At 40.3% G+C, this 20,800-nt stretch carries 21 protein-coding genes and 1 other annotated feature; of the genes, 20 read left to right on the forward strand and 1 reads right to left on the reverse strand.

What is annotated here, in order from left to right:
- The first annotated feature begins 345 nt into the window (after nucleotides 1-345).
- From HMPREF0519_RS12160 to mnmA, 13 genes are all read left to right on the forward strand, one after another.
- A complete protein-coding gene (locus tag HMPREF0519_RS12160; protein WP_003555169.1) occupies nucleotides 346-1,374 on the forward strand; it encodes a branched-chain amino acid aminotransferase in 1,029 nt (342 codons plus the stop codon).
- A gap of 219 nt (nucleotides 1,375-1,593) precedes the next feature.
- Entirely contained in the window at nucleotides 1,594-2,634 is a 1,041-nt protein-coding gene (locus tag HMPREF0519_RS12165; RefSeq protein WP_003636632.1) for a branched-chain amino acid aminotransferase, read from the forward strand.
- A 152-nt stretch (nucleotides 2,635-2,786) separates the two neighbouring features.
- Nucleotides 2,787-3,635 carry a histidinol-phosphatase HisJ gene (gene hisJ / locus HMPREF0519_RS12170; RefSeq protein WP_003555173.1) on the forward strand — a complete coding sequence of 283 codons (849 nt, stop codon included), beginning with the start codon at nucleotides 2,787-2,789 and terminating at the stop codon, nucleotides 3,633-3,635.
- A gap of 74 nt (nucleotides 3,636-3,709) precedes the next feature.
- Nucleotides 3,710-3,972: a binding site (T-box leader), on the forward strand.
- A 128-nt stretch (nucleotides 3,973-4,100) separates the two neighbouring features.
- Complete coding sequence (locus HMPREF0519_RS12175; RefSeq protein WP_040472838.1) at nucleotides 4,101-5,258, forward strand: ATP phosphoribosyltransferase regulatory subunit; 1,158 nt, start codon at nucleotides 4,101-4,103, stop codon at nucleotides 5,256-5,258.
- Entirely contained in the window at nucleotides 5,245-5,898 is a 654-nt protein-coding gene (gene hisG / locus HMPREF0519_RS12180) for an ATP phosphoribosyltransferase (RefSeq protein WP_003636637.1), read from the forward strand. Before HMPREF0519_RS12175 ends, hisG begins: the two co-directional genes overlap by 14 nt.
- 5 nt (nucleotides 5,899-5,903) lie before the next feature.
- Nucleotides 5,904-6,488 carry an imidazoleglycerol-phosphate dehydratase HisB gene (gene hisB, locus HMPREF0519_RS12185; RefSeq protein WP_003555177.1) on the forward strand — a complete coding sequence of 195 codons (585 nt, stop codon included), beginning with the start codon at nucleotides 5,904-5,906 and terminating at the stop codon, nucleotides 6,486-6,488.
- On the forward strand, nucleotides 6,488-7,114 hold the full coding sequence (gene hisH / locus HMPREF0519_RS12190; protein ID WP_003636640.1) for an imidazole glycerol phosphate synthase subunit HisH: 627 nt from the start codon (nucleotides 6,488-6,490) through the stop codon (nucleotides 7,112-7,114). The genes hisB and hisH overlap by 1 nt, the downstream gene beginning before the upstream one ends.
- Nucleotides 7,092-7,820 (forward strand): 1-(5-phosphoribosyl)-5-[(5-phosphoribosylamino)methylideneamino]imidazole-4-carboxamide isomerase, encoded by a 729-nt coding sequence (hisA, locus tag HMPREF0519_RS12195; RefSeq protein WP_003636641.1) that lies wholly within the window; start codon nucleotides 7,092-7,094, stop codon nucleotides 7,818-7,820. The genes hisH and hisA overlap by 23 nt, the downstream gene beginning before the upstream one ends.
- Nucleotides 7,810-8,568, forward strand: a complete 759-nt coding sequence (gene hisF / locus HMPREF0519_RS12200) for an imidazole glycerol phosphate synthase subunit HisF (protein WP_003555183.1) — start codon at nucleotides 7,810-7,812, stop codon at nucleotides 8,566-8,568. Before hisA ends, hisF begins: the two co-directional genes overlap by 11 nt.
- Nucleotides 8,538-8,900, forward strand: coding sequence for a phosphoribosyl-AMP cyclohydrolase (hisI, locus tag HMPREF0519_RS12205; RefSeq protein WP_081446434.1), 363 nt, complete (start codon nucleotides 8,538-8,540; stop codon nucleotides 8,898-8,900). Before hisF ends, hisI begins: the two co-directional genes overlap by 31 nt.
- A complete protein-coding gene (gene hisE / locus HMPREF0519_RS12210; RefSeq protein WP_003555187.1) occupies nucleotides 8,893-9,219 on the forward strand; it encodes a phosphoribosyl-ATP diphosphatase in 327 nt (108 codons plus the stop codon). The genes hisI and hisE overlap by 8 nt, the downstream gene beginning before the upstream one ends.
- Before the next feature lie 27 nt (nucleotides 9,220-9,246).
- Nucleotides 9,247-10,320 carry a histidinol-phosphate transaminase gene (gene hisC, locus HMPREF0519_RS12215; protein ID WP_003636644.1) on the forward strand — a complete coding sequence of 358 codons (1,074 nt, stop codon included), beginning with the start codon at nucleotides 9,247-9,249 and terminating at the stop codon, nucleotides 10,318-10,320.
- A gap of 114 nt (nucleotides 10,321-10,434) precedes the next feature.
- Nucleotides 10,435-11,559, forward strand: coding sequence for a tRNA 2-thiouridine(34) synthase MnmA (gene mnmA, locus HMPREF0519_RS12220; protein ID WP_003636646.1), 1,125 nt, complete (start codon nucleotides 10,435-10,437; stop codon nucleotides 11,557-11,559).
- A gap of 164 nt (nucleotides 11,560-11,723) precedes the next feature.
- Here mnmA and HMPREF0519_RS12225 read toward each other — a convergent pair whose 3' ends face one another.
- The gene (locus tag HMPREF0519_RS12225; RefSeq protein ID WP_003561501.1) at nucleotides 11,724-12,644 is read right to left on the reverse strand and encodes an AEC family transporter; all 921 of its coding nucleotides are present in this window, start codon (nucleotides 12,642-12,644) and stop codon (nucleotides 11,724-11,726) included.
- 245 nt (nucleotides 12,645-12,889) lie between these two features.
- On the opposite strand from HMPREF0519_RS12225, the gene HMPREF0519_RS12230 reads away from it, so the two are divergent.
- The 7 genes from HMPREF0519_RS12230 to HMPREF0519_RS14490 all read left to right on the forward strand — a co-directional run.
- Nucleotides 12,890-13,546: a histidine phosphatase family protein gene (locus tag HMPREF0519_RS12230; protein ID WP_040472839.1), complete on the forward strand. Its 657-nt coding sequence runs from the start codon at nucleotides 12,890-12,892 to the stop codon at nucleotides 13,544-13,546.
- Entirely contained in the window at nucleotides 13,547-14,320 is a 774-nt protein-coding gene (locus HMPREF0519_RS12235; protein WP_003636650.1) for a tetratricopeptide repeat protein, read from the forward strand.
- Between the two features lie 67 nt (nucleotides 14,321-14,387).
- Nucleotides 14,388-16,874, forward strand: coding sequence for an SF1B family DNA helicase RecD2 (gene recD2 / locus HMPREF0519_RS12240; RefSeq protein WP_040472842.1), 2,487 nt, complete (start codon nucleotides 14,388-14,390; stop codon nucleotides 16,872-16,874).
- Between the two features lie 136 nt (nucleotides 16,875-17,010).
- Entirely contained in the window at nucleotides 17,011-17,970 is a 960-nt protein-coding gene (locus HMPREF0519_RS12245) for a ribose-phosphate diphosphokinase (protein ID WP_003636654.1), read from the forward strand.
- A 31-nt stretch (nucleotides 17,971-18,001) separates the two neighbouring features.
- On the forward strand, nucleotides 18,002-18,991 hold the full coding sequence (locus HMPREF0519_RS12250; RefSeq protein ID WP_035463071.1) for an aldo/keto reductase: 990 nt from the start codon (nucleotides 18,002-18,004) through the stop codon (nucleotides 18,989-18,991).
- Between the two features lie 222 nt (nucleotides 18,992-19,213).
- Nucleotides 19,214-20,224, forward strand: a complete 1,011-nt coding sequence (gene rbsR / locus HMPREF0519_RS12255) for a ribose utilization transcriptional repressor RbsR (RefSeq protein WP_003561489.1) — start codon at nucleotides 19,214-19,216, stop codon at nucleotides 20,222-20,224.
- Between the two features lie 240 nt (nucleotides 20,225-20,464).
- Nucleotides 20,465-20,800 (forward strand): PfkB family carbohydrate kinase (locus HMPREF0519_RS14490; RefSeq protein ID WP_003636657.1); only part of this gene is annotated, 336 nt, incomplete at its 3' end.

The following is a 20,800-nucleotide window of genomic DNA, read 5'->3' on the forward strand; positions in this document are numbered from 1 at the left end:
TTTGATTTTTGAAGACATAATTCATCTCGTGTTGCACATGTGTTAATGACATTAATTAATCCGTGACAGGGATCCTTTTTTTGAAAAATGTCTGTCAAAAAGATGATTACTCAGTTGATTTGGTTTGAAGAAAGGATTTTTCATATTGACAGAGCTTTTTAAAAGGGCTAAATTAGATATTAATTAAGATACAATGATAAACGCACTAAGGATAATGACTTTTATTATTTCCTATCGGTAAAGCTAGGCTTATTTTTCAACCCAACCACCTTTTAATGTCATAGTTGTTATTTTTACTCGATTATTAGAGTAGCTTGATTTCAATTTTAAGGAGGTTTCTTATCAATGGCAAAACAAGATGTTAAGGATCTTGATTGGTCCAATTTGGGATTTACATATAGAGATTTACCATATAGTTACAACGAAGAATTTAAAGATGGTAAATGGCAGAACGGTGGCTTGACTACTGATTCCACACTTACATTTTCCGAAGCCGCCGAAGATCTTCACTACGGTCAAGAAGTTTTTGAGGGCATGAAGGCTTATCGGACAAAGGACGGTGGCATCAACCTGTTCCGTCCTGAAATGAATGCCGAAAGAATGGCCAATTCGGCTAAGCGACTTGTAATGGAACAATATCCAAAGGATAAGTTTGTTGAGGCTGTTAAAGCCGTTGTTAAGGCAAACCAAGAATTTGTACCACCTTATGGTTCGGGCGGATCATTATACATTCGTCCATTTATGGTGGGAACCGAGCCTGTTGTGGGTGTTTCCCCATCGACTGAGTATACGTTCCATATTTATGCGACTCCGGTTGGCGCTTATATTAAGGGATTAAATCCAATGCCTTATACCGTTAGCGACTATGATCGAGCTGCCGGTGCCGGTACTGGTCAGGCTAAAACTGCCGGTAACTATGCAAGTAGTTTATTACCATCAATTTTAGCCAAAAAAGCCGGCTTTGCGGACTGCCTGTACTTGGATCCTCGTGAACACAAGTATATCGATGAATTTGGTGGCGCTAATTTCTATGGTGTCACTAAGGATGGGCAATTTCTGACACCAAAATCAGATTCTATCTTGCCATCAATTACCAAGAAGTCCATTTTACAAATTGCAAAGGATCAGGGACTAAATCCTCAGGAAACCCGAATTGCAATTGATGATTTGGATAACCTTGCAGAAGCTGGCGCAATGGGAACAGCTGCCGTTATTTCACCTGTCGGCTCGTTGACTTATAAGGGCAATAAGCATGTCTTCTATAGTGAAACAGAAGCTGGCCCTGTTACGCAGAAGTTGTATGATACTTTGTTTGGCATTCAAGAAGGCGATGTTGAAGATAAGCATGGCTGGGTTGAATCCGTCGATCTATAAAACGAATAACTGCCTTTAGGCCATTTGGTATTGTCTAAGGTAAAAACGTTTCTCCCTTTTGGGCGAAGCGTTTTTTGATGTTGTAAAAAGCAATAAATTAAAATCTGACAAAATTACAATTTCAATCGGGTTGACATTAACCCATTAAAATATTAGACTATTAGAAATTGGTTAGACCAAGCCGATTGAATATCATTACATATTTTTAGGAGGATTTTTATGGCTAAAGCAAAACCAGCATCAGAGTTAGATTACAACAACTTAGGATTCAACTATATGGATCTGCCTTATCGTTTCCTAGCCCACTATTCGGATGGCAGATGGGACGCTGGCAAGTTGACTGAAGACAGTACATTACATATTTCAGAAGGGTCAACGTCTCTTCATTACGGTCAGGCGGATTTTGAAGGCCTGAAAGCTTACCGGACAAAAGACGGCAGTATTAATTTATTCCGACCGGATATGAACGCAAAACGGATGCATAATAGTTGTGAGCGTTTACTAATGCCGCCATACCCTGAAGATAAGTTTATTGAGGCTGTTAAGCAGGTTGTAGCAGCAAATGCCGATTATGTGCCGCCATATGGTACCGGCGCAACGCTTTATTTGCGTCCTTTAATGATCGGAATTGGAGGCAATATCGGTGTTCATCCAGCTTCAGAGTACTTGTTCACCATTTTTGCGATGCCTGTTGGTGCCTACTATAAAGGTGGGTTAAAGCCAACTAACTTCACGACCTCATATTATGATCGTGCTGCACCTCACGGAACCGGTCAAAGCAAGGTTGGCGGTAACTACGGCGGGAGTTTACTTCCCGGGGACGAGGCTCATAAAGCAGGTTATTCGGACGTTATCTATCTTGACCCAGCTACTCATACAAAAATCGAAGAAGCCGGTTCTGCCAACTTCTTTGGCATTACAAAGGATAACGAATTTGTTACACCAAAATCACCATCAATCTTACCAAGTATTACAAAATATTCCGCACTTTACTTGGCTGAGCATCGATTGGGACTAAAAGCTGTTCAAGGCGATGTCTTTATTAATGATTTGGATCGCTTTAAAGAGGCTGGCGCAATGGGAACTGCCGCTGTTATTTCACCAATCGGCGGTATCGAATATAAAGATAAGCTTCATGTATTTTATAGTGAAACTGAAGTTGCACCATTAACACGTAAGCTTTACGATGAATTAACCGGTATTCAATTTGGCGATGTAGAAGCGCCGGAAGGATGGATTCAAAAAGTACCGCTCAATTGAATTATTTAATAACTGAAATACAGAATTGAGTAGCGGCATTTTGATCCGAAAGATAAATAAACGACCCGACTATTCTGTTTTTAAGACTAGTCGGGTTATTTATTTATCTGATTAGAAGGTTGAGACTTAAACATTTAAGATAGTTTAGAGAAATGGGAGATAACGATATGCTTAAACGAGAAGGTCATTCTCATACGGAATTTTGCCCACACGGTAGTGGTGATGATGTAGAATTAATGATTCAAAGGGCCATTCATCTGGGCTTCAAAGAGTATAGTATCACCGAGCATGCGCCACTGCCCCCAGAACTTCAGAACGAGTATGCGGGGCAAAAAACGGGTTTAACGGAAGCCTCAATGTCAATGTCCGATTTGGATGCTTACTTTAAAAAAATGACATTAATGAAGACTAAATACGCTGATCAAATTCACATTCATATTGGGTTTGAAGTGGACTACTTGGCAGATTTTGTCTCATGGACGAGAGATTTTCTGGATGAATATGGGCCAAGAACCGATGATAATATTTTATCCGTCCATTTCATGAAGGGAAAAGATGACAAATATTGGTGTGTAGACGATACCATGCAAGATTTCGAAATCGGGTTGCTTAGCGAGTCAGAAAATGCTCAAACGTTATTTGCGACCTATTTTAATTTGGTTGATGAATCCGTTACAGCAAGCTTGGGTCAGTATGCGCCTAATCGAATCGGTCATATGACATTAATTCGAAAGTTTCAGGATCGCTTTAATTTGGATTCTCAATATAACGAAACTAATCAAAAATTAATCCAAGAGATCCTTAGAAAAATCTTGGATAGGGGATTGCAGCTTGATTTCAACGCTGCGGGCCTTTATAAGGCTTATTGTAATCAGCCCTATCCGAACTTTAAAATCGCCATACAAGCGCAACAAATGGGTATTCAGCTGATTTATGGCAGTGATGCGCACAGTGTGGCTGAGATCGGTCATGGTTATCACGGATTGGCAGAATTCTTTTAACCAAATTCTCAGAAAGAGCTTGACTTTTTTATACGCCGTGTTATGATTTCTTATAAATTAAAGATTAATAATAAAATAAAGTTTTGATTAGAAGAAGTAATCGGCTCTGAATGTAAAGAGAGTTCCGCTGCTGAGAAGGGACCATTCCGACCGGTGAAAACACATCTATGAACTAGTTGATTGAACAGAGTAGATCAATTCGCAAGTTTAGCGTTATCAGGGTTACCGCAACTGTTATCGGGCATTTGTCTGCTGAGTAGTTGTTGGCAACGTAAGGCAATCTATCGTGAGGTAGGTGCAAATTGGGGTGGAACCGCGATTAAAATTCGTCCTCGAGAACTGACTTTCAGTTTTCGAGGACGTTTTTTATACAGTATGTGATTCAAAGTGATTATCAGAACACACAGATTTTTTTCAAACACAATTATTATCAATCCTCCAATAAAATCTAAGGAAGTGGTCGACATGAAAAATAAAAATTTACCAAATGGCACTCGGGATGAGTTTGGCGTTCAAGCAGAAGTTAAAGAAGCAATTCAGATGAAACTCTTAGGCCTCTTTAAAGACCGGGGGTTTCGAAAATTAACAACGCCGGTATTAGAGTATTCTGATGTTTTTGAACCACTCAGCACGGATAATTATCGACCATATCAATTCTTGGATGAACAGGGTGAAACGTTGGTGCTTCGACCGGATCTGACATTACCGGTTGCAAGAGTCATGAGTACGACAGGCGTGGATTTGCCAGTCAAATGGTACTACAGCGGGGATGTCTTTCGAGTTAAAAGGCGGCTTTCGGGAAGCTATAATCAAACCACTCAAGCGGGGATTGAAATTATTGGTTACAAAGGAATTAAAGCTGACTGGGAATGCCTTCAGGTAGCATTATCTGGATGTCAGCAAATGGGCTTGGAAGATGTCACTGTTGAAATTAGCCAGGCAAAATTCGTTGATACGGTCATTAATCAACTTGAATTGCCCGAACCTACCAGAAACAGTCTAAAAATGGCATTGTTCGATAAAGATTTAAACCGTTATCAAAGTCTTTGGTCACCATTGGTACACACAAAGTTTGAAAAATTTTTAGCAGAATGGCCATGGTTGTTTGGGGACTTTGATCAGGTGATTCGAATTGTAGAAACACTGCCCAGATCAACAGAACTGGAAGCGATCATTAAGGATTTGATTGCAACTAAATCGTTTATTAATCAACAATTTCCCAACTTTCAGGTCACACTTGATCTAAGTGTTCGGTCACCTCAGTCATATTATACCGGCATGGCTTTTCGAGGCTTTACCGGTAAATCAGCGGATTATTTATTCAGTGGTGGTCGATATGATGATCTGTTAACAAACTTTCAGAAAGTAAAAGTCTCCGCTGTTGGTGTGGCGTTTGACGTTGACGCTTTGGTGGAACGAACGGCTTTACCGGCCAATAAACAGCAAACGCTTATTTATTTTGATGATGATCAATGGCAGCTTGCCGAAAAGAAGCTGCAGGAAATTCCAAATTCAACGCTCTGTCTCACACAATCGGTTCAAGCAGCTAAGCGGTTGGCTGATAGTGATGGTAACAAGCTTTTGGATTTGACGGAAGGCAGGTCACAAAATGGAACCAATTAAAATTGCCCTGACAAAGGGGCGAACAGAGCAACAGGTTGTCCCGTTACTGGAGGCGAGTGGTATTAACTGCCAGGGACTAAAAAATAAGGGTCGTAAATTAATTTTTAATGATGATCCAAGGTATGACTTTATTTTGGTGAAGGGCCCCGATGTTTTGACCTATTTAAATAGCGGTACCGTTCAAATAGGAATTGTTGGCAGCGATGTATTGGATGAACAGGAAAATTCCCAATATGCCATGTTAAATTTGAGTGTTGGAAAATGCCGATTTGTCTTAGCCTCAACTGCTGATTTCAACCCACAGCAACAGCGGCGAAAGATTATTGCAACCAAGTATCCCAACATTACCAAACGTTATTTTGAAGGCATTGGTGAAGATGTTGAGATTATTAAGATTGAAGGCTCGGTTGAACTTGCTCCGCTGATTGGATTGGCGGATGCAATTGTCGATATTGTGGAAACGGGAAATACCTTACGTGAAAACAACCTTCGGGTATACGCAAAGCTACAGCCGGTTAATACCAAATTAGTCGTCAACCGTCTGGCGCTTAGGCAATATCAACCACAGATCAAAACATTGATTTCCAACTTACAGACAGCGGACAGGCAAGCCGTCAAGTCAAAATTAATCAGGGAGTGACTAGTATGAGAACGGCAACTATTTCCAGAAATACAAATGAAACGCAAATTGAATTACAGTTAAATCTTGATGATTATTCAACAATTCAAGTTGATACAGGTATTGGATTTCTTAATCACATGTTAACAGCATTTGCCAAACATGGTCGCTTCGGGTTGATTGTTAATGCCAAAGGTGATTTGGATGTTGATCCACATCATACGACCGAAGACGTTGGCATCGCGCTTGGATTAGCATTAAAAGAGGCCTTGGGTGATAAAGCCGGCATCGAACGATTCGGGTCCGCGCTTATTCCGCTTGATGAAACACTTAGTCGAGTTGTCATTGATTTATCAGGAAGATCCTATCTTGTTTTTAAAGCAGAATTTGCCAATGATCACTTGGGAGGATATGACACTGAAGTGACAGAAGATTTCTTTCAAGCTTTTGCATTTAATGCCGAATTAAATTTGCACGCCGAGGTCCTGTATGGACGTAATACACATCATAAAATCGAAACTTTATTTAAAGCTTTAGGAAGGGCATTACGGGCTGCTGTCACGCTGAATCCTGAAATTAAAGGGATTCCATCAACCAAGGGGGTCATTTAATGATCATTGTGATTGATTACGATACTGGAAATACCAGAAACGTCAAAAAAGCGCTTGATTTTCTTGGTGTTGAAAATAAATTAAGTGCTGATCCACAGGAAATCACAAATGCGGATGGCGTTATTCTTCCTGGCGTCGGCGCTTTTAAAAAAGCCATCGATGCACTAAATGAACGGCAGTTAATTCCGGTTATTCAACAGGTTGCCAAACAGGGAACACCGATGTTAGGGATTTGTTTGGGCATGCAATTACTGTTCGATCGAAGTCTTGAATTCGGTGACACAACCGGACTTTCACTTATCAAAGGCGATGTTATTCCAATCCCAACTAATTTAGGCGTGAAGGTTCCCCACATGGGGTGGGATTTGAATCAGGTTGCGCATTCTGATCCGATTGCAGATATATTTGATCAACAATTCAGTTATTTTGTGCATTCGTTTTATGTCAAAACGTCTGCAGATAAGGTTTTGGTAACGACTGATTATGGTGTTCAAATACCAAGTATCGTTAGACAAAATAATGTGATCGGGATGCAGTTTCATCCTGAAAAGAGTGGTCAAGTTGGCCTTAATGGGTTAACAAAATTTAAGGAGATGGTTGAAAATGCAGATTATTCCCGCAATTGATTTAAAAAACCAAGAGAGTGTGCGACTGTACCAAGGGGACTTTAACCAGACAACCTTGATTAGCGAGTCACCTGTTCAGCAGGCACTTGCGATTGAAAAGGCGGGATTAACCAATTTACATTTGGTTGATTTGGACGGTGCGAAATCCGGGCGTCCCGTCAATCGGGCAATTATTCAACAAATTTGTGAACAAACCGGACTTGCTGTTGAGGTTGGCGGTGGCATTCGATCCCTTTCCCAAATCAATACCTATCTCACTTCAGGAGTGACTCGAGTTATTCTTGGTTCGGCAGCGTTGAATGATCCTGAACTGGTCCAAGAAGCAATTAAGCAATTTGGCGCAGATCAAATCGTTGTTGGCATTGACGGTAAAGATGGACTGGTGGCAGTTTCAGGATGGCTTGAGCAAAGCACTGTCAAAATGGATGAATTAATGGCGTCAATGGTTGCTTTTGGCGTTAAGACGTTTATTGTTACTGATATTTCAAGAGACGGTACAATGAGCGGTCCAAACGGTGACCAGTTGAGCCATTTACAAAAGCAATTTACAGCCGCAACCGTTATTGCTTCAGGCGGTATCCGAAACGTCACAGACCTCAATCAGTTGGCTGGTTTGGGGATTCGTGCAGCAATTGTCGGCAAAGCAATGGCCACGGGAGATTTACCGTTACAGACTTTGGCGGAGGTGAACCAAAATGTTGGCTAAACGAATTATTCCCTGCTTGGATGTTGACCACGGCCGAGTTAAAAAAGGTGTTAATTTTGTGAACTTGCAGGATGTTGGTGATCCCACCGAAATTGCCGCCGCCTATCAAAAGCAGGGGGCAGATGAACTTGTTTTTTTGGATATTACGGCAACCAATGAAAAGAGAAAAGCAATTGTTGAAACAATTGAGCAGGTTGCAAGCCAGGTCTTTATGCCGTTGACCGTTGGTGGTGGCATTCATGACGTTTCGGATATGATGAATCTGCTCAGGGCAGGTGCTGATAAAACAGCTGTTAACTCAGCTGCAGTTCGCCATCCTGAATTAATCACCCAAGGAGCTGAAAAGTTTGGAAGTCAATGTGTTGTATTAGCAATTGATGCAAAATTTAATCCTCAAACCCAAACCTATCAAGTCTACGTGAATGGTGGCCGCAAAGCGACAAATTTGGATGCAGTACAATGGGCAAAGGAAGGTGTCAAAAGAGGTGCAGGTGAGTTACTGGTTACCAGTATGGATAAAGACGGGACTAAAAGTGGTTACGATATTGATCTATACAGACAGTTAACAAAAGCTGTTTCAGTTCCGGTGATCGCTTCCGGTGGATGTGGAAAGCTGACAGATTTTTCGGATGTTTTCCGGGAGTCAGATGTGGATGGTGCATTAGCCGCTTCCGTTTTTCATTTTGGCGAACTGACTATTAGTGATGTTAAGCAACAATTAAAAACGGATGGGGTGATCGTACGTTAAAACCAGACTTTTCAAAATATCCGGACAATCTGGTTCCGACGATTGTTGTTGATAGTCAAACCAACCAGGTCTTAATGATGGCCTACGTTAACGAAGAAAGCTATCAGCGAAGTTTAAAAACCAGGCAAACCTGGTTTTGGTCTCGAAGTCGTCAGGAGCTATGGCATAAAGGCGAAACAAGCGGCAACACGCAAAAGATTGTTTCAATGGCGATTGATTGTGATGAGGATACATTATTAATGCGGGTGATTCCTGCTGGGCCGGCTTGTCATACCGGACACACAAGTTGTTTTTATCGAAATGTTTTAGAGGAGGAAAAAGATAATGGCTGAACAAAATTTGGATGATTTATATCAATTAATATTAGAAAGAAAAAATAATCCTGAAAAGGGATCTTACACAGACTATTTATTTACGAAAGGATTGGATAAAATCCTTAAAAAGGTAGGCGAGGAAGCTACCGAAGTGGTTGTTGCCGCTAAGAATGATTCAGATCCTGATTTTATCTTGGAAGTTGCCGATTTAGCCTATCACGTGGAAGTGTTAATGGCAGAGCGGGGAATTACAACTACCCAGATTAAGGAAGAATTGGCGAGTCGAGAAGGTCGTCAAAGTAAAATTCAGGATCGAAAAGATATTAAAAATTGGTAGTTTAGTACCAAGAATTGGGGGACTCCTATGGTAAAAGAATCTGTTAAGCATCTTAATCCGTACGTTCCCGAAAAGACACTGGATGATCTTAAAAAACAATATGGACTTAAAAAATTAGTTCGACTGTCAGCCAATGAAAATGCGTTTGGCACTTCTCCCGAGGTTGCGCGAGCTTTAGACAGTTGGCATTTTTCAGATGCAAATTTATATCCTGACAGTAACGCCGAGGTCCTTCGACGGAGTATTGCCACCCGGTTTAATATCAGTGAAGATCATCTGCTCTTTGGAAATGGCTTGGATGAGGTCATTGAACTATTATGTCGGGTTATTCTTGAACCCGGAGATGAAGTGATCGATCCTGCCCTGACGTTCTCCGAATACCAGCTTCATTCTCAAATTGAAGGTGCCAAGATCAAACGGGTTGCACTTGATGATGCCGGGTATTTGAACTTAGCAGCTATTAAACGGCAATTAACGCCTAAAACTAAAATCATATGGATTTGCAATCCTAATAATCCAACTGGGACTTTTTTAGAACCGGCCACCATTAAATCCTTTTTGGAAGCTATACCGGATAGCGTTACGGTGATTGTAGATGAAGCTTATATTGACTTTGTGAATGAAAAAAATGTTTCGGTTATTCAATTGACCAAGCAATTTAATAACTTGGTTGTGTTAAGGACACTTTCAAAAGCTTATGGATTGGCTAATTTTCGAGTTGGTTATGCTGTTTGTAATCCACCTTTAATGGCCTATCTTCAAGCCGCTCGATTACCTTACAATTTGAGTACTTTTGCCGAGGTGGCTGCTACCGCAGCTTTTAAAGATACAGAATTTGTCAAACGGGTTGTCAACACGATTGCTGAAGAGCGTATTAAATGGAACCGCTTTTTAACGAAACAAAAACTACCTTTTTACGAGTCATCTGCCAACTTTATTTTTTTCAAAGCAGGTAATTCAGATAAACTACATGATTATTTACTTAGAAACGGTTACCTAATCAGAAATGGATTAAAGCCGGGATGGTTGAGAATTACGATAGGAAGGCCTGAGGACAATTCAGCAGTTCAGAAATTAATGGCAGCGTATTTCAACGCGTAATTTAACATGTGATCAGTGGCATTTCATCGCAGAATGCGTTAATATAAATTTTACTGGAAATTACGACCTTCACTCGTGGATTCTCCAGAATCTAATTGAAATGATGGTGGTTTTATGCAAGACAACAGTCAAACTCGGGTTGTTGTTGGAATGAGTGGCGGCGTTGATTCGTCAGTTGTCGCTTATTTACTCAAACAACAGGGCTACGACGTGATTGGCGTTTTCATGAAAAATTGGGATGATACTGATGAAAATGGTGTCTGTACAGCAACGGAAGATTATAAAGATGTTGCCAAGGTTGCCAATAAAATCGGCATTCCTTATTACTCGGTAAATTTTGAAAAAGAGTATTGGGATCGGGTCTTCACATACTTCTTGGATGAGTATAAAAAAGGCCGGACTCCTGATCCGGATGTGATTTGTAATAAGGAAATCAAATTTAAAGCATTCTTGGATTACGCTTTGGAATTGGGTGCTGATTACATCGCAACAGGACATTATGCTCAATTAACGCGTGATGAAGATGGGCACAACCATTTATTGCGTGCCTCAGATGGTAACAAGGACCAAACGTATTTCTTGAGTCAGTTATCGGCCAATCAGTTGGATCGGGTTATGTTTCCGATTGGTAACCTGGTTAAGCCGGAAGTTCGTGAAATTGCACGAAAGGCTGGTTTAGCCACAGCTGACAAGAAGGATTCAGTTGGTATTTGTTTTATTGGTGAGAAGAACTTTAAGCAGTTCCTGGGTCATTACTTACCTGCGACTCCGGGCAAGATGATGACTGTTGACGGTGAAGTCAAGGGGCAGCACGATGGTTTAATGTACTACACAATTGGCCAGCGTCGCGGTCTTGGTATCGGTGGCGACGGTGTCGATAACCAGCCTTGGTTCGTTATTGGCAAGGATTTAAAGAAGAATATTCTTTATGTTGGCAAAGGTTATCACAATGAGTTGCTGTACGCCGATTATTTAGAGGCTTCTGATATTCATTGGGTTAATAATTTGGATCGTGGTCAGGACTTTCACTGCACGGCCAAGTTCCGTTATCGTCAAAGGGACACTGGTGTGACCGTACACTTAAGCGATGACGGTCAAAAAGTGCGGGTTGATTTTGATGCGCCTGTACGTGCCATTACACCCGGGCAGGCAGTTGTCTTTTATGACGGTGAGGAGTGTTTGGGTTCTGCGATCATTGATGCCGCATATAAGCAGGCTGAAGAATTGCAGTATGTATAACGATAACGGAACGAGTGTGCGGATCAAAGCGGTTAGCACCCGGAATATAAGGCATTGATTTAAAATGACTTGTCCAAGTCAAAAAGGAAGACCAGACGATTTTGTCTGATCTTCCTTTTTGCTTTCAGTAACATTGAAATAACAGGGGCAATTATTATTAATGGTTATCCGATTAACCACATAAAGATAGGCATTGTGATGAATGAGAAAACGGTGCTCCAAAATTGAATGGAAGCAATTTCGGATTCATTTATTTTGAATTGGATGGCCAAAGTAGTTGGCATCGTGGCAGTTGGAATGGCCAAGGTCAAAACAACGATATTGATGAGGCTGGCTGGTGCATTGACTGCTAACATAATTAGCCAAATGATACATGGAAAAATCACGTTTTTGGCAAAGACGCTAACCCCAATAGATAAATTAATGGTAATTCTTCTGGTAAAGAGAACAATTCCGATTGAGAATAAGGCAAGTCCACCGGCAACTTTACCAAGAACCATAAACGTATTTTCCAGTTCCACCGGCATTTGCCAACCTGCCAGGGCAATCACAAAGCCAAGCAGTGCGCTGATGACCAACGGTTTTTTGAATGTGCTGATTAGCCGCTGACCCAGGGATGTGACTTCTCCCTCTTTTGCAAGGGAAGCAAAAACAGCTGGTAATAGTAAAATGTTGATAATCAGCGTACAAAGGCCGATGGTAATGGCACTGACCTGATTGCCAAATAATAGCGGTAAAATAGCCGAACCGATAAATGGGACCGATGGGTCGGCAACTGATAAGGCACGTAAAGACGAAAGGTCAAGTGGCAATCTAAAACCGAACCGATAAGCGATAATCAAAACAATGTAACAGCCAACCATACCAACCAACAGCCAACCGGCTAATGGAATGTCGGCAATGATAATCTTTCTGGGAGTCCCCCATATACCGGCAAAAACGCTGAACGGAAGTGCATAATTCATGACTAATTTTACAAATTGCTGACTATCGTGATCATCAAAATCATTTCGATAAGCAGCGAAGTACCCGATTCCGATCGTGACAATAATCGGAATCAAGGCAAACAATAGTGTTTGAAGCATCCCAATTTCCCCCTAATGTGCTTTTCAATTCCAGAGTCATTGACTTAATGAGATCTGTATGAGAAAAAAGCTAATTAAAGTAAGCTTACCACTGAATAATTAAGTTTTGAAGCGTCTAAATGGTGAAATGATAAATTTTAATAGTCGAGGTGCAAAACACTTTTCACAGCACACTGAATTTCTTTGAAATTCAGTAGCAATGCTGTCATAATAGATGAGTGATTAACATACGGGAGGAATGGCTTTTGACACGATTATATTTTGTACGACATGGAAAGACTGAATGGAATCTCGAAAGCCGATACCAGGGTGCTGGCGGTGACTCGCCGCTACTTTCTGAAAGTTATAAGGAAATGGCATTACTTGCAGCTCATTTTCAAGACATTTCTTTCAATCATATATATGCCAGTCCGATTAAACGGGCTCGCGTTACCGCCGAAACAATTGGCAGGCGTCTCAAAAGTCACCCTGCCATTTCTTTATTGTCCAGATTGGAAGAATTTAACCTGGGTAAAATGGAGGGAATGAAATTTTCTGACGTTGAACAACGTTATCCGCAAGAATTTGAAAATTTCCGAAATCATCCTGATCTTTATGATCCTGCTGAAATTGGCGGTGAGAGTTACTTGGATGTCATTAATCGAATGACACCCGCCATTATTGAGATAGTCAACAACAATCCCCACAAAAACGTCATGATTGTCAGTCATGGTGCTGCACTGAACGCAGAGATAAATCATTTGTTGGGGACACCACTTGCTGATTTACGGAAACGCGGTGGGTTGGCAAATACCAGCACGACTATTATAGAAAGTCATGATGCTGGAAAATCTTTCTCCCTGATTAAGTGGAATGATACAAGTTATTTAAACAAAAAATTGGATGAAACTGATCTAGTCTAGGTGATTGATATGAAAAAAAATAATTCAGACAAGATTAAAGAATTGCAAAAGAAGAATCAGGAGAACCAACGTAAATATACTAAGAAACGTGAAGATGAGGAAAAAAAGGCCAATCAACTTGTTCATCAGATGGTTTCAAAAATTGATGCCAATCCCCATGATTATCACCATTACTATGATTTGGCAACTTTATTAGTAGAGGGGAAGGATTACGAACAGGCAGAAGAGCTTTTGATGAAAGCATTGGGGATTTTTGACCAATCCTCTGAGGATATTAAAGATACTTTGAAATTTGGGCTTGGCAATGTTTATTACGCTGCTCAAGAGTACGATAGAGCTATCAAAATTTTTCAGGAGATAAATGATGACAAGCTCCAAGCAGAGGCCTACATCATGCTGGCACAAAGTTATATGGCCAAGGGTGACAATAAGCGGGCAATGGTGTTTGCCTTATCTGCGCAAAGTACCAGGCAAAAGGATCCAGCTGTCAATGAGATGATTGGTGATAATTTGCTAGCACTTGGCAATTTTTCTCAGGCCGCTGAATTCTATGATTTGGTTTTAACGGCTGAGCCTCAAAATGGTAGGGCCAATTTTAATCGTGGACTGGTTGCGATGGTTGCAGATGAACCCTTTGAAAGTTATTTCAAAAGGGCAAATCAATATGATCCGGCATACTTTAATAAGGGCCAAAAAAAATTGAAAGATATTGAAAAATTTATTCAGTTAAACGGGACTAAAAAGGCTCATGATCAGCATGGCAAAAAAGACTAAGTAGGCTTGCTGATTAATCTAGCGAGTCTTGAATCATTTTGTGAGGAGAATTAAAGTGGACCAACCGATGGGATTATTTGAACCCCAAGATAACTTAAATCAAAATATGTACGTTGATGGACGGCTGAAGGCCATTTTCTTTTCTAGCAATGACAGTTTTTACAAAGTTCTGTTAATTGAAATTACGGATACCAATTTGAACTGGCCGGAAAGTGAAATTGTGGTGACTGGTAACTTTGGCGATGTCGTTGAAGAAAACAGCTATCATTTTACCGGAAAGGTTATTGATCACCCAAGGTATGGCAAACAATTTCAAGCCGCCAATTATACGAGTTTAATTGCGACAACCAAGGAGGGCGTGATTAAATATCTTTCCGGAGATCGGTTTCCCGGTATTGGCAAGCAGACTGCGCAGCGGGTGGTTAAAGTTTTGGGCGATGATGCCATTCAACGAATCAACGCCGATGGTCGGGTTTTGGATCAGGTGCCGATTACCCAAAAACAACGAGATGCAATTTTGGATAATCTAAGTGTTGATGATGGCTTGGAAAAAGTGATTGTGGGGCTTAATTCGTATGGATTTTCTAGTAAAATTGCGTCGGATATTTATGAGAAATACCATGGGGATGCTCTTAAAATTATATCTGAAAATCCTTATCAATTGGTGGAGGATATCCGCGGTATTAGTTTTAAACGTGCTGATGCAATTGCATTAAAATTGGGATTAACAGCTGCTTCTACCGAACGGATTAGAGCCGGTCTGCTGTACGCAATTCAGGAACTTTGCTTTGAAAATGGTGATACTTACACAACAACTTCTGCATTATTGAATATGGCGGGTGACCTGCTGGATACCAACACTGAACATCAGGTGAGTGGCCAACAACTCGGCGAATCTCTAATTGAATTAGCTAAGGAACATAAGGTTGTCGGTGAGGGGGACCGAATTTATTTGAGCTATGTTTATAATGCCGAGGTTCAAATTGCCGAACACTTGAATCGAATTATTAAAAATAAAGACGATAGTGAAGACCATTTTTCTGATGATGCAATTAAAAACCAAATACGCATGGTTGAAAGTAAGTTTGATATTAATTATGACGATTCACAAAGCCAAGCGATTATAAAAGCTGTGAAATCACCAGCTTTTATTCTGACTGGTGGTCCGGGAACCGGTAAGACAACTATTATCAATGGAATTGTCAATACCTATGCCCGACTGCATGAGTATTCATTGGACATCAATGAGTACAAGGATAAACCTTTTCCAATTGTGCTGGCTGCACCAACTGGAAGAGCTGCAAAGCATATGTCTGATTCAACCGGACTACCTGCCAGCACGATCCATCGACTGCTTGGGTTAAATGGACAGGAGTCTGCTGACTATACTTCACCAAAAGATATTGAAGGAAGTTTGCTAATTATTGACGAAATGTCAATGGTTGATACCTTTCTTTTTAGATTATTGATGCGTGCGGTTCCGAACCATATGCAAATCATCTTTGTCGGCGATCAGGACCAGTTGCCGTCAGTTGGCCCCGGACAAGTGTTTCACGATTTACTGACATCCAAGCAGCTTCCTGCCATACATCTTGATAATATTTATCGACAGGAAAAGGGATCTTCAATTGTCCAACTTGCTCATGATATTCATGCGGGAAAACTTTCTGATAATTTTGACCAAAACCAATCAGATCGTTCGTTTATTGCTTGTAATGAAACGCAACTGCCCTCGGTCATTGAACAGGTTGCCCGTCGTGCTAAAGACAAAGATTTTGGCTTGATGGATGTACAAGTGCTTGCTCCGATGTATCGGGGAACAGCAGGCATTGATCATTTAAACAACATTTTACAAAATGTGTGGCAGGTTAACCCGACTGGTAAATCAGTGACAATTAGAGACCATACGTATCGAATTGGCGACAAAGTCTTACAATTGGTTAACAATCCCGAACAAAATGTTTTTAATGGGGATTTAGGCATTATTGTAGGAATGGAGGCACCTAAGAACCAAGCGATTCCTACAAAAATAATGATTGACTTTGATGAAACAGAAGTCACTTATGAGAAGAACGAATGGATTCAATTTACACTAGCCTATTGTACCTCGATTCATAAAGCTCAAGGGAGCGAGTTCCCAATGGTTATTCTGCCGATTGTTCGGCAATACTCACGAATGCTGCAGCGGAATTTGCTTTACACAGCTGTTACACGTGCCAGTGACTTCTTAATTATGTTGGGTGAGAAACAGGCTTTTGAACAATGTGTGCGCAGTATTTCGGTAAATAGAAAAACTAGTTTGGTGCAGCGCCTGGTTGAAGCTATCAGTGAGGAACCGTATCAAGCAGCTAAAAATCCATCAACAGACAATTTAAATAATTCTGTTAGCATTGGAAGCAATCATGATGAGCAACAGGAAGCGGTGGCATCGAGTGAATCGCGTCATCTCCCCGACCACTTAACTGGGGAGATGATTAACGACGAACAAGTTGATCCAATGATTGGAATGGATGGGATAACACCTTATCAATTTGATAAGTCAAATATGTCATAATATGAACGAATGGCTGAGAAAGGATGATGAAAGCGTTAAACAAACGATTTCTTCTTAACTTTTCACGTTGATTCGCTGTATAGTGGAAGCAAAATTATGGTAGTATTTAATTAAACAAGAATACTTGGAGGATAACATGGCTGAATTGAAATCACATCCTAGGATTAAATTATTTTCTTTAAACTCGAATCGTCCACTTGCCGAAGCGATTAGTCGGGCGGTCGGAGTGCCACTTAGTGATGCAACTGTCGAAAAATTTAGTGATGATGAAATAAAAATAAGTGTGAATGAAAGCATTCGGGGCGATGAGGTCTATATTATTCAGTCGGTTTCAGATCCTGTTAATTCAAATCTGATGGAATTACTGATTATGGTGGATGCCGTTCGTCGTGCCAGTGCAAAGTCGATTAATGTCGTCATTCCATATTATGGGTATTCACGGGCAGATCGAAAAGCGCGCTCGCGAGAACCGATTACTGCAAAGCTAGTTGCATCATTCTTGGAAATGGATGGTGTTGACCGGGTTGTGACGCTTGATTTACATGCGGATCAAATCCAGGGGTTCTTTAACATTCCCGTTGATCATTTAAGAGCAAATACATTATTGGCAGATTATTTTGCTAAAAAACACAATGATTCCAACAGTGTTGTTGTTTCACCTGATCATACGGGGGTGTCTCGGGCTCGAAAGTTTGCCGAGCTTTTAGATGCTCCGATTGCTATTATTGACAATCGTTCTCCCGAAGATGCAACAACCGTTCCAGAATCTGTCATTGGTAGTGTTAAAGGTAAAAAAGCAATCATTGTAGATGATATGATTGATACTGCCTTCAAATTAACCATTGCAGCTGAAACTTTAAAAAAAGCCGGAGCAACCGATGTATACGCAATTGCGACGCATGCCGTTTTTTCAGGGAATGCGCAACAACGGCTTCAGAATTCAGAAATTGAAAAGGTTATTGTGACTGATTCAATTAATATTTCCAAAGCAGATCAGTTTGAGAAATTAGAAGTTGTTTCAGTAGGGGATTTATTCGGTGAAGCAATTACTTTGATTCATAATCAACAATCAGTTGGAAAACTGTTTGGAAGATAATTTTTTATTAAGGGTGGATTGATTTATGTATATGTACAAGGCAAATGAAGGACGTTATGATCATGCAGTTGTGAGACGAGCAGGAGACTCTGGACTTCAAGTACCTGCTTTGTCATTTGGAATGTGGCATAGTTTTGGCGATGATGCTAACTATGGAGACAGCGAAAAGGTTATTTTAAAGGCGTTTGATGAAGGCATCTTCAGTTTTGATTTGGCTTATAATTATGGGCCGACTTCTGGTGCGGCAGAAAGAATGTTTGGTGACGTTTATCGTGCCAATTTAAAACCTTATCGTGATGAACTGGTTATTACGACTAAAGCCGGTTTTAATATGTGGCCCGGTCCTTATGGTAACTTTTCATCCAAAAAAACATTAGTTAATGCGTTGGATGGCAGTCTGAAACGAATGGGGTTGGATTATGTTGACATTTATTACAGTCATCGATTTGATCCAAACACTAATTTGGAAGAAACCGCTAATGCGTTAGATGGGATTGTGCGGTCTGGTAAGGCACTCTATATTGGCATTTCCAATTATAATTCAGAACAAACAAAAGAAATAACGCAATATTTTAATGACTTGCATACGCCATTTGTGGTTAACCAGGCTTCATATAATATGTTAAATCGCGAAGTTGAGGATGATGGTCTTCTGAAGACACTGAAGGATGAGAATAAAGCTTTGATTGCTTATGGGCCTTTAGCAGAAGGACTATTAACCGATAAATATCTTGGCGGAATGAGTGATGATGTTAAAGTTCATTGGAGCAACCAGTTTGTAATCAAGCATGGTAAAGACGAACTTGTTAAGAAATTGAATGAGTTAAACGACATTGCTAAGAACCGCGGGCAAAATCTTGCTCAGATGTCTTTAGCTTGGCTGCTTCATGATAAGACGGTTGCCAGTGTTGTAACCGGTGCCTCAAAAGTAGCCCATTTGGAAGATAATTTAAAAGCATTAGATAATCTTGATTTTACTGATGATGAGTTATCACAGATTGATAAAATTGTTAAAGAATAAAGTATGATTAGTGGAAAATGAAGTTAATAGTTTTTATAAACGGTGGCGTATAATCAGTTTTTGATTAGAGCCGCTTTTTTTGACTAAAGTTGCTGGAATGGCGGTTTATGTCCTGTAAAAAATTTGATGAATAGTGAGTTTTAGCAAATATCAAGTAAAACTGTTTAGTTTAATCATGATATACTTATCTGTATTAGATTATGCCTTGAATGGAGAATAGTTATGACAAAAAAAGTTACTATCACGGATTTGGCAAAGCGTGCCAATGTTTCCGTTACGACAGTTTCACAGATTCTTAACGGAAAAGATGATCGTTTTAGTGAAAAAACGGTTAAAAAAGTTCATCAATTACAAAAAGAGATGGGATATGTCCCTGATTTTAACGCTCAGAGTTTAATTCGTCGAAGTGGTCGGACAATTGGTGTTTTGGTTCCAAACATTAATAATCCCTTTTTTAGTCATTTCTTAAGGGGAATTGAGTCTGTGGCTATGGACAATGGTTATATTCCGCTTATTTTTGGGTCTAACAACAATCAAAAGTTGGAAAGCTATTACTTGTTTGAATCTATCAGAAGGGCCGCAGACGGCATGATAATTGCTTCTGCCATCTCGGATGTTAGTTACATTGATAATATTCTAAATCAGAACGGCATTCCTTATTTGCTGACTGATCAAGCTCCGGTTGCAGACGGGGATCAGGTAGATGTTAATAATTACCATGGTGGAGAGTTGTTAGCAAATTATCTTATCCAAAAGGGTCATCAAAGAGTAACCGTTGTTACTGATCAACACCCAACCCTCAACCTTAAACAGCGGCTTACCGGATTCCTTGATGTATTTCGCAGCCATGGTTTGTCGATTGCAGATGAACAAATCGTTGAAACCGAACTAACCAAATTGGGAGGGTATCATGCAACAAAACAAGCCTTGGTGCATAATCCTACGGCAATCTTTGCGTTAAATGATGAAATTGCTATCGGCTTATATCGTGGTATTCATGAAGCAGGGTTAAGGATTCCCGATGACATTTCAATTGTTGGCTATGATGATATTGATTTAACCGAATACGTTACACCAACATTAACGACCATTCATCAACCATCATTTGAAATGGGAGAAAGCGCGGCGAAACTGATTCTAAAACGAATTCAAGACAGAGATCGGCCGTTTCAAAGTGTCTCTTTGCCGATTGAGCTTGTTGAGAGGGAAAGTGTTAAGAATATTAATTCTTGAAATTTTTATTTGTAAAAGGATTTCAGATCTGGTATTCTCTTTAGTGAAAGGTTTTACTTGATTTTCGATTTTAGTAGAAAACCTGTTATTCTCAGGGCATCGATTGGATGCTTTTGTAGAATTAATCATTGATTATGAGGAATGTACGGCGGGCAGAGATTGACGTGATCAACACGGCGAACGGGTGATTCGAATCTCTAAACTTGTTTGTACATATTTATATTAAGAGGAGCCTTAAAAATGACAAATAAAGTAGTTGTACTAGGAAGTTTAAATGTTGATACTACCCTCCACATTGCGCAGATGCCAAAGCCGGGTGAAACCATTAGTGCGCAAAGCAAGACTAATTCTGCAGGGGGAAAAGGTGCCAATCAGGCTGTTGCAGCTGCCCGATCACATGCCCAGACCAGTTTTATCGGCCAAGTTGGTGAAGACAGCGCCGGTGAATTCATGATTAATGCATTAAAAAAAGATCAGATTAACACAGATCATATTAATGTGACCTCAAGCGCCGGTACTGGATCCGCAGTTATTTTGCTGGACAAAGAAGGACAGAACAGCATTATGGTTTATGGT

Source organism: Lentilactobacillus hilgardii DSM 20176 = ATCC 8290, assembly GCF_000159315.1.
Classification (GTDB): domain Bacteria; phylum Bacillota; class Bacilli; order Lactobacillales; family Lactobacillaceae; genus Lentilactobacillus; species Lentilactobacillus hilgardii.

Coding starts and splice junctions, on each gene's coding strand:
- HMPREF0519_RS12160 (WP_003555169.1), top strand. CDS start 346: ATGGCAAAACAAGATGTTAAGGATCTTGATTGGTCCAATTTGGGATTT.
- HMPREF0519_RS12165 (WP_003636632.1), top strand. CDS start 1,594: ATGGCTAAAGCAAAACCAGCATCAGAGTTAGATTACAACAACTTAGGA.
- hisJ (WP_003555173.1), top strand. CDS start 2,787: ATGGGAGATAACGATATGCTTAAACGAGAAGGTCATTCTCATACGGAA.
- HMPREF0519_RS12175 (WP_040472838.1), top strand. CDS start 4,101: ATGAAAAATAAAAATTTACCAAATGGCACTCGGGATGAGTTTGGCGTT.
- hisG (WP_003636637.1), top strand. CDS start 5,245: ATGGAACCAATTAAAATTGCCCTGACAAAGGGGCGAACAGAGCAACAG.
- hisB (WP_003555177.1), top strand. CDS start 5,904: ATGAGAACGGCAACTATTTCCAGAAATACAAATGAAACGCAAATTGAA.
- hisH (WP_003636640.1), top strand. CDS start 6,488: ATGATCATTGTGATTGATTACGATACTGGAAATACCAGAAACGTCAAA.
- hisA (WP_003636641.1), top strand. CDS start 7,092: ATGCAGATTATTCCCGCAATTGATTTAAAAAACCAAGAGAGTGTGCGA.
- hisF (WP_003555183.1), top strand. CDS start 7,810: ATGTTGGCTAAACGAATTATTCCCTGCTTGGATGTTGACCACGGCCGA.
- hisE (WP_003555187.1), top strand. CDS start 8,893: ATGGCTGAACAAAATTTGGATGATTTATATCAATTAATATTAGAAAGA.
- hisC (WP_003636644.1), top strand. CDS start 9,247: ATGGTAAAAGAATCTGTTAAGCATCTTAATCCGTACGTTCCCGAAAAG.
- mnmA (WP_003636646.1), top strand. CDS start 10,435: ATGCAAGACAACAGTCAAACTCGGGTTGTTGTTGGAATGAGTGGCGGC.
- HMPREF0519_RS12225 (WP_003561501.1), bottom strand. CDS start 12,644: ATGCTTCAAACACTATTGTTTGCCTTGATTCCGATTATTGTCACGATC.
- recD2 (WP_040472842.1), top strand. CDS start 14,388: ATGGGATTATTTGAACCCCAAGATAACTTAAATCAAAATATGTACGTT.
- HMPREF0519_RS12245 (WP_003636654.1), top strand. CDS start 17,011: ATGGCTGAATTGAAATCACATCCTAGGATTAAATTATTTTCTTTAAAC.
- HMPREF0519_RS12250 (WP_035463071.1), top strand. CDS start 18,002: ATGTACAAGGCAAATGAAGGACGTTATGATCATGCAGTTGTGAGACGA.
- rbsR (WP_003561489.1), top strand. CDS start 19,214: ATGACAAAAAAAGTTACTATCACGGATTTGGCAAAGCGTGCCAATGTT.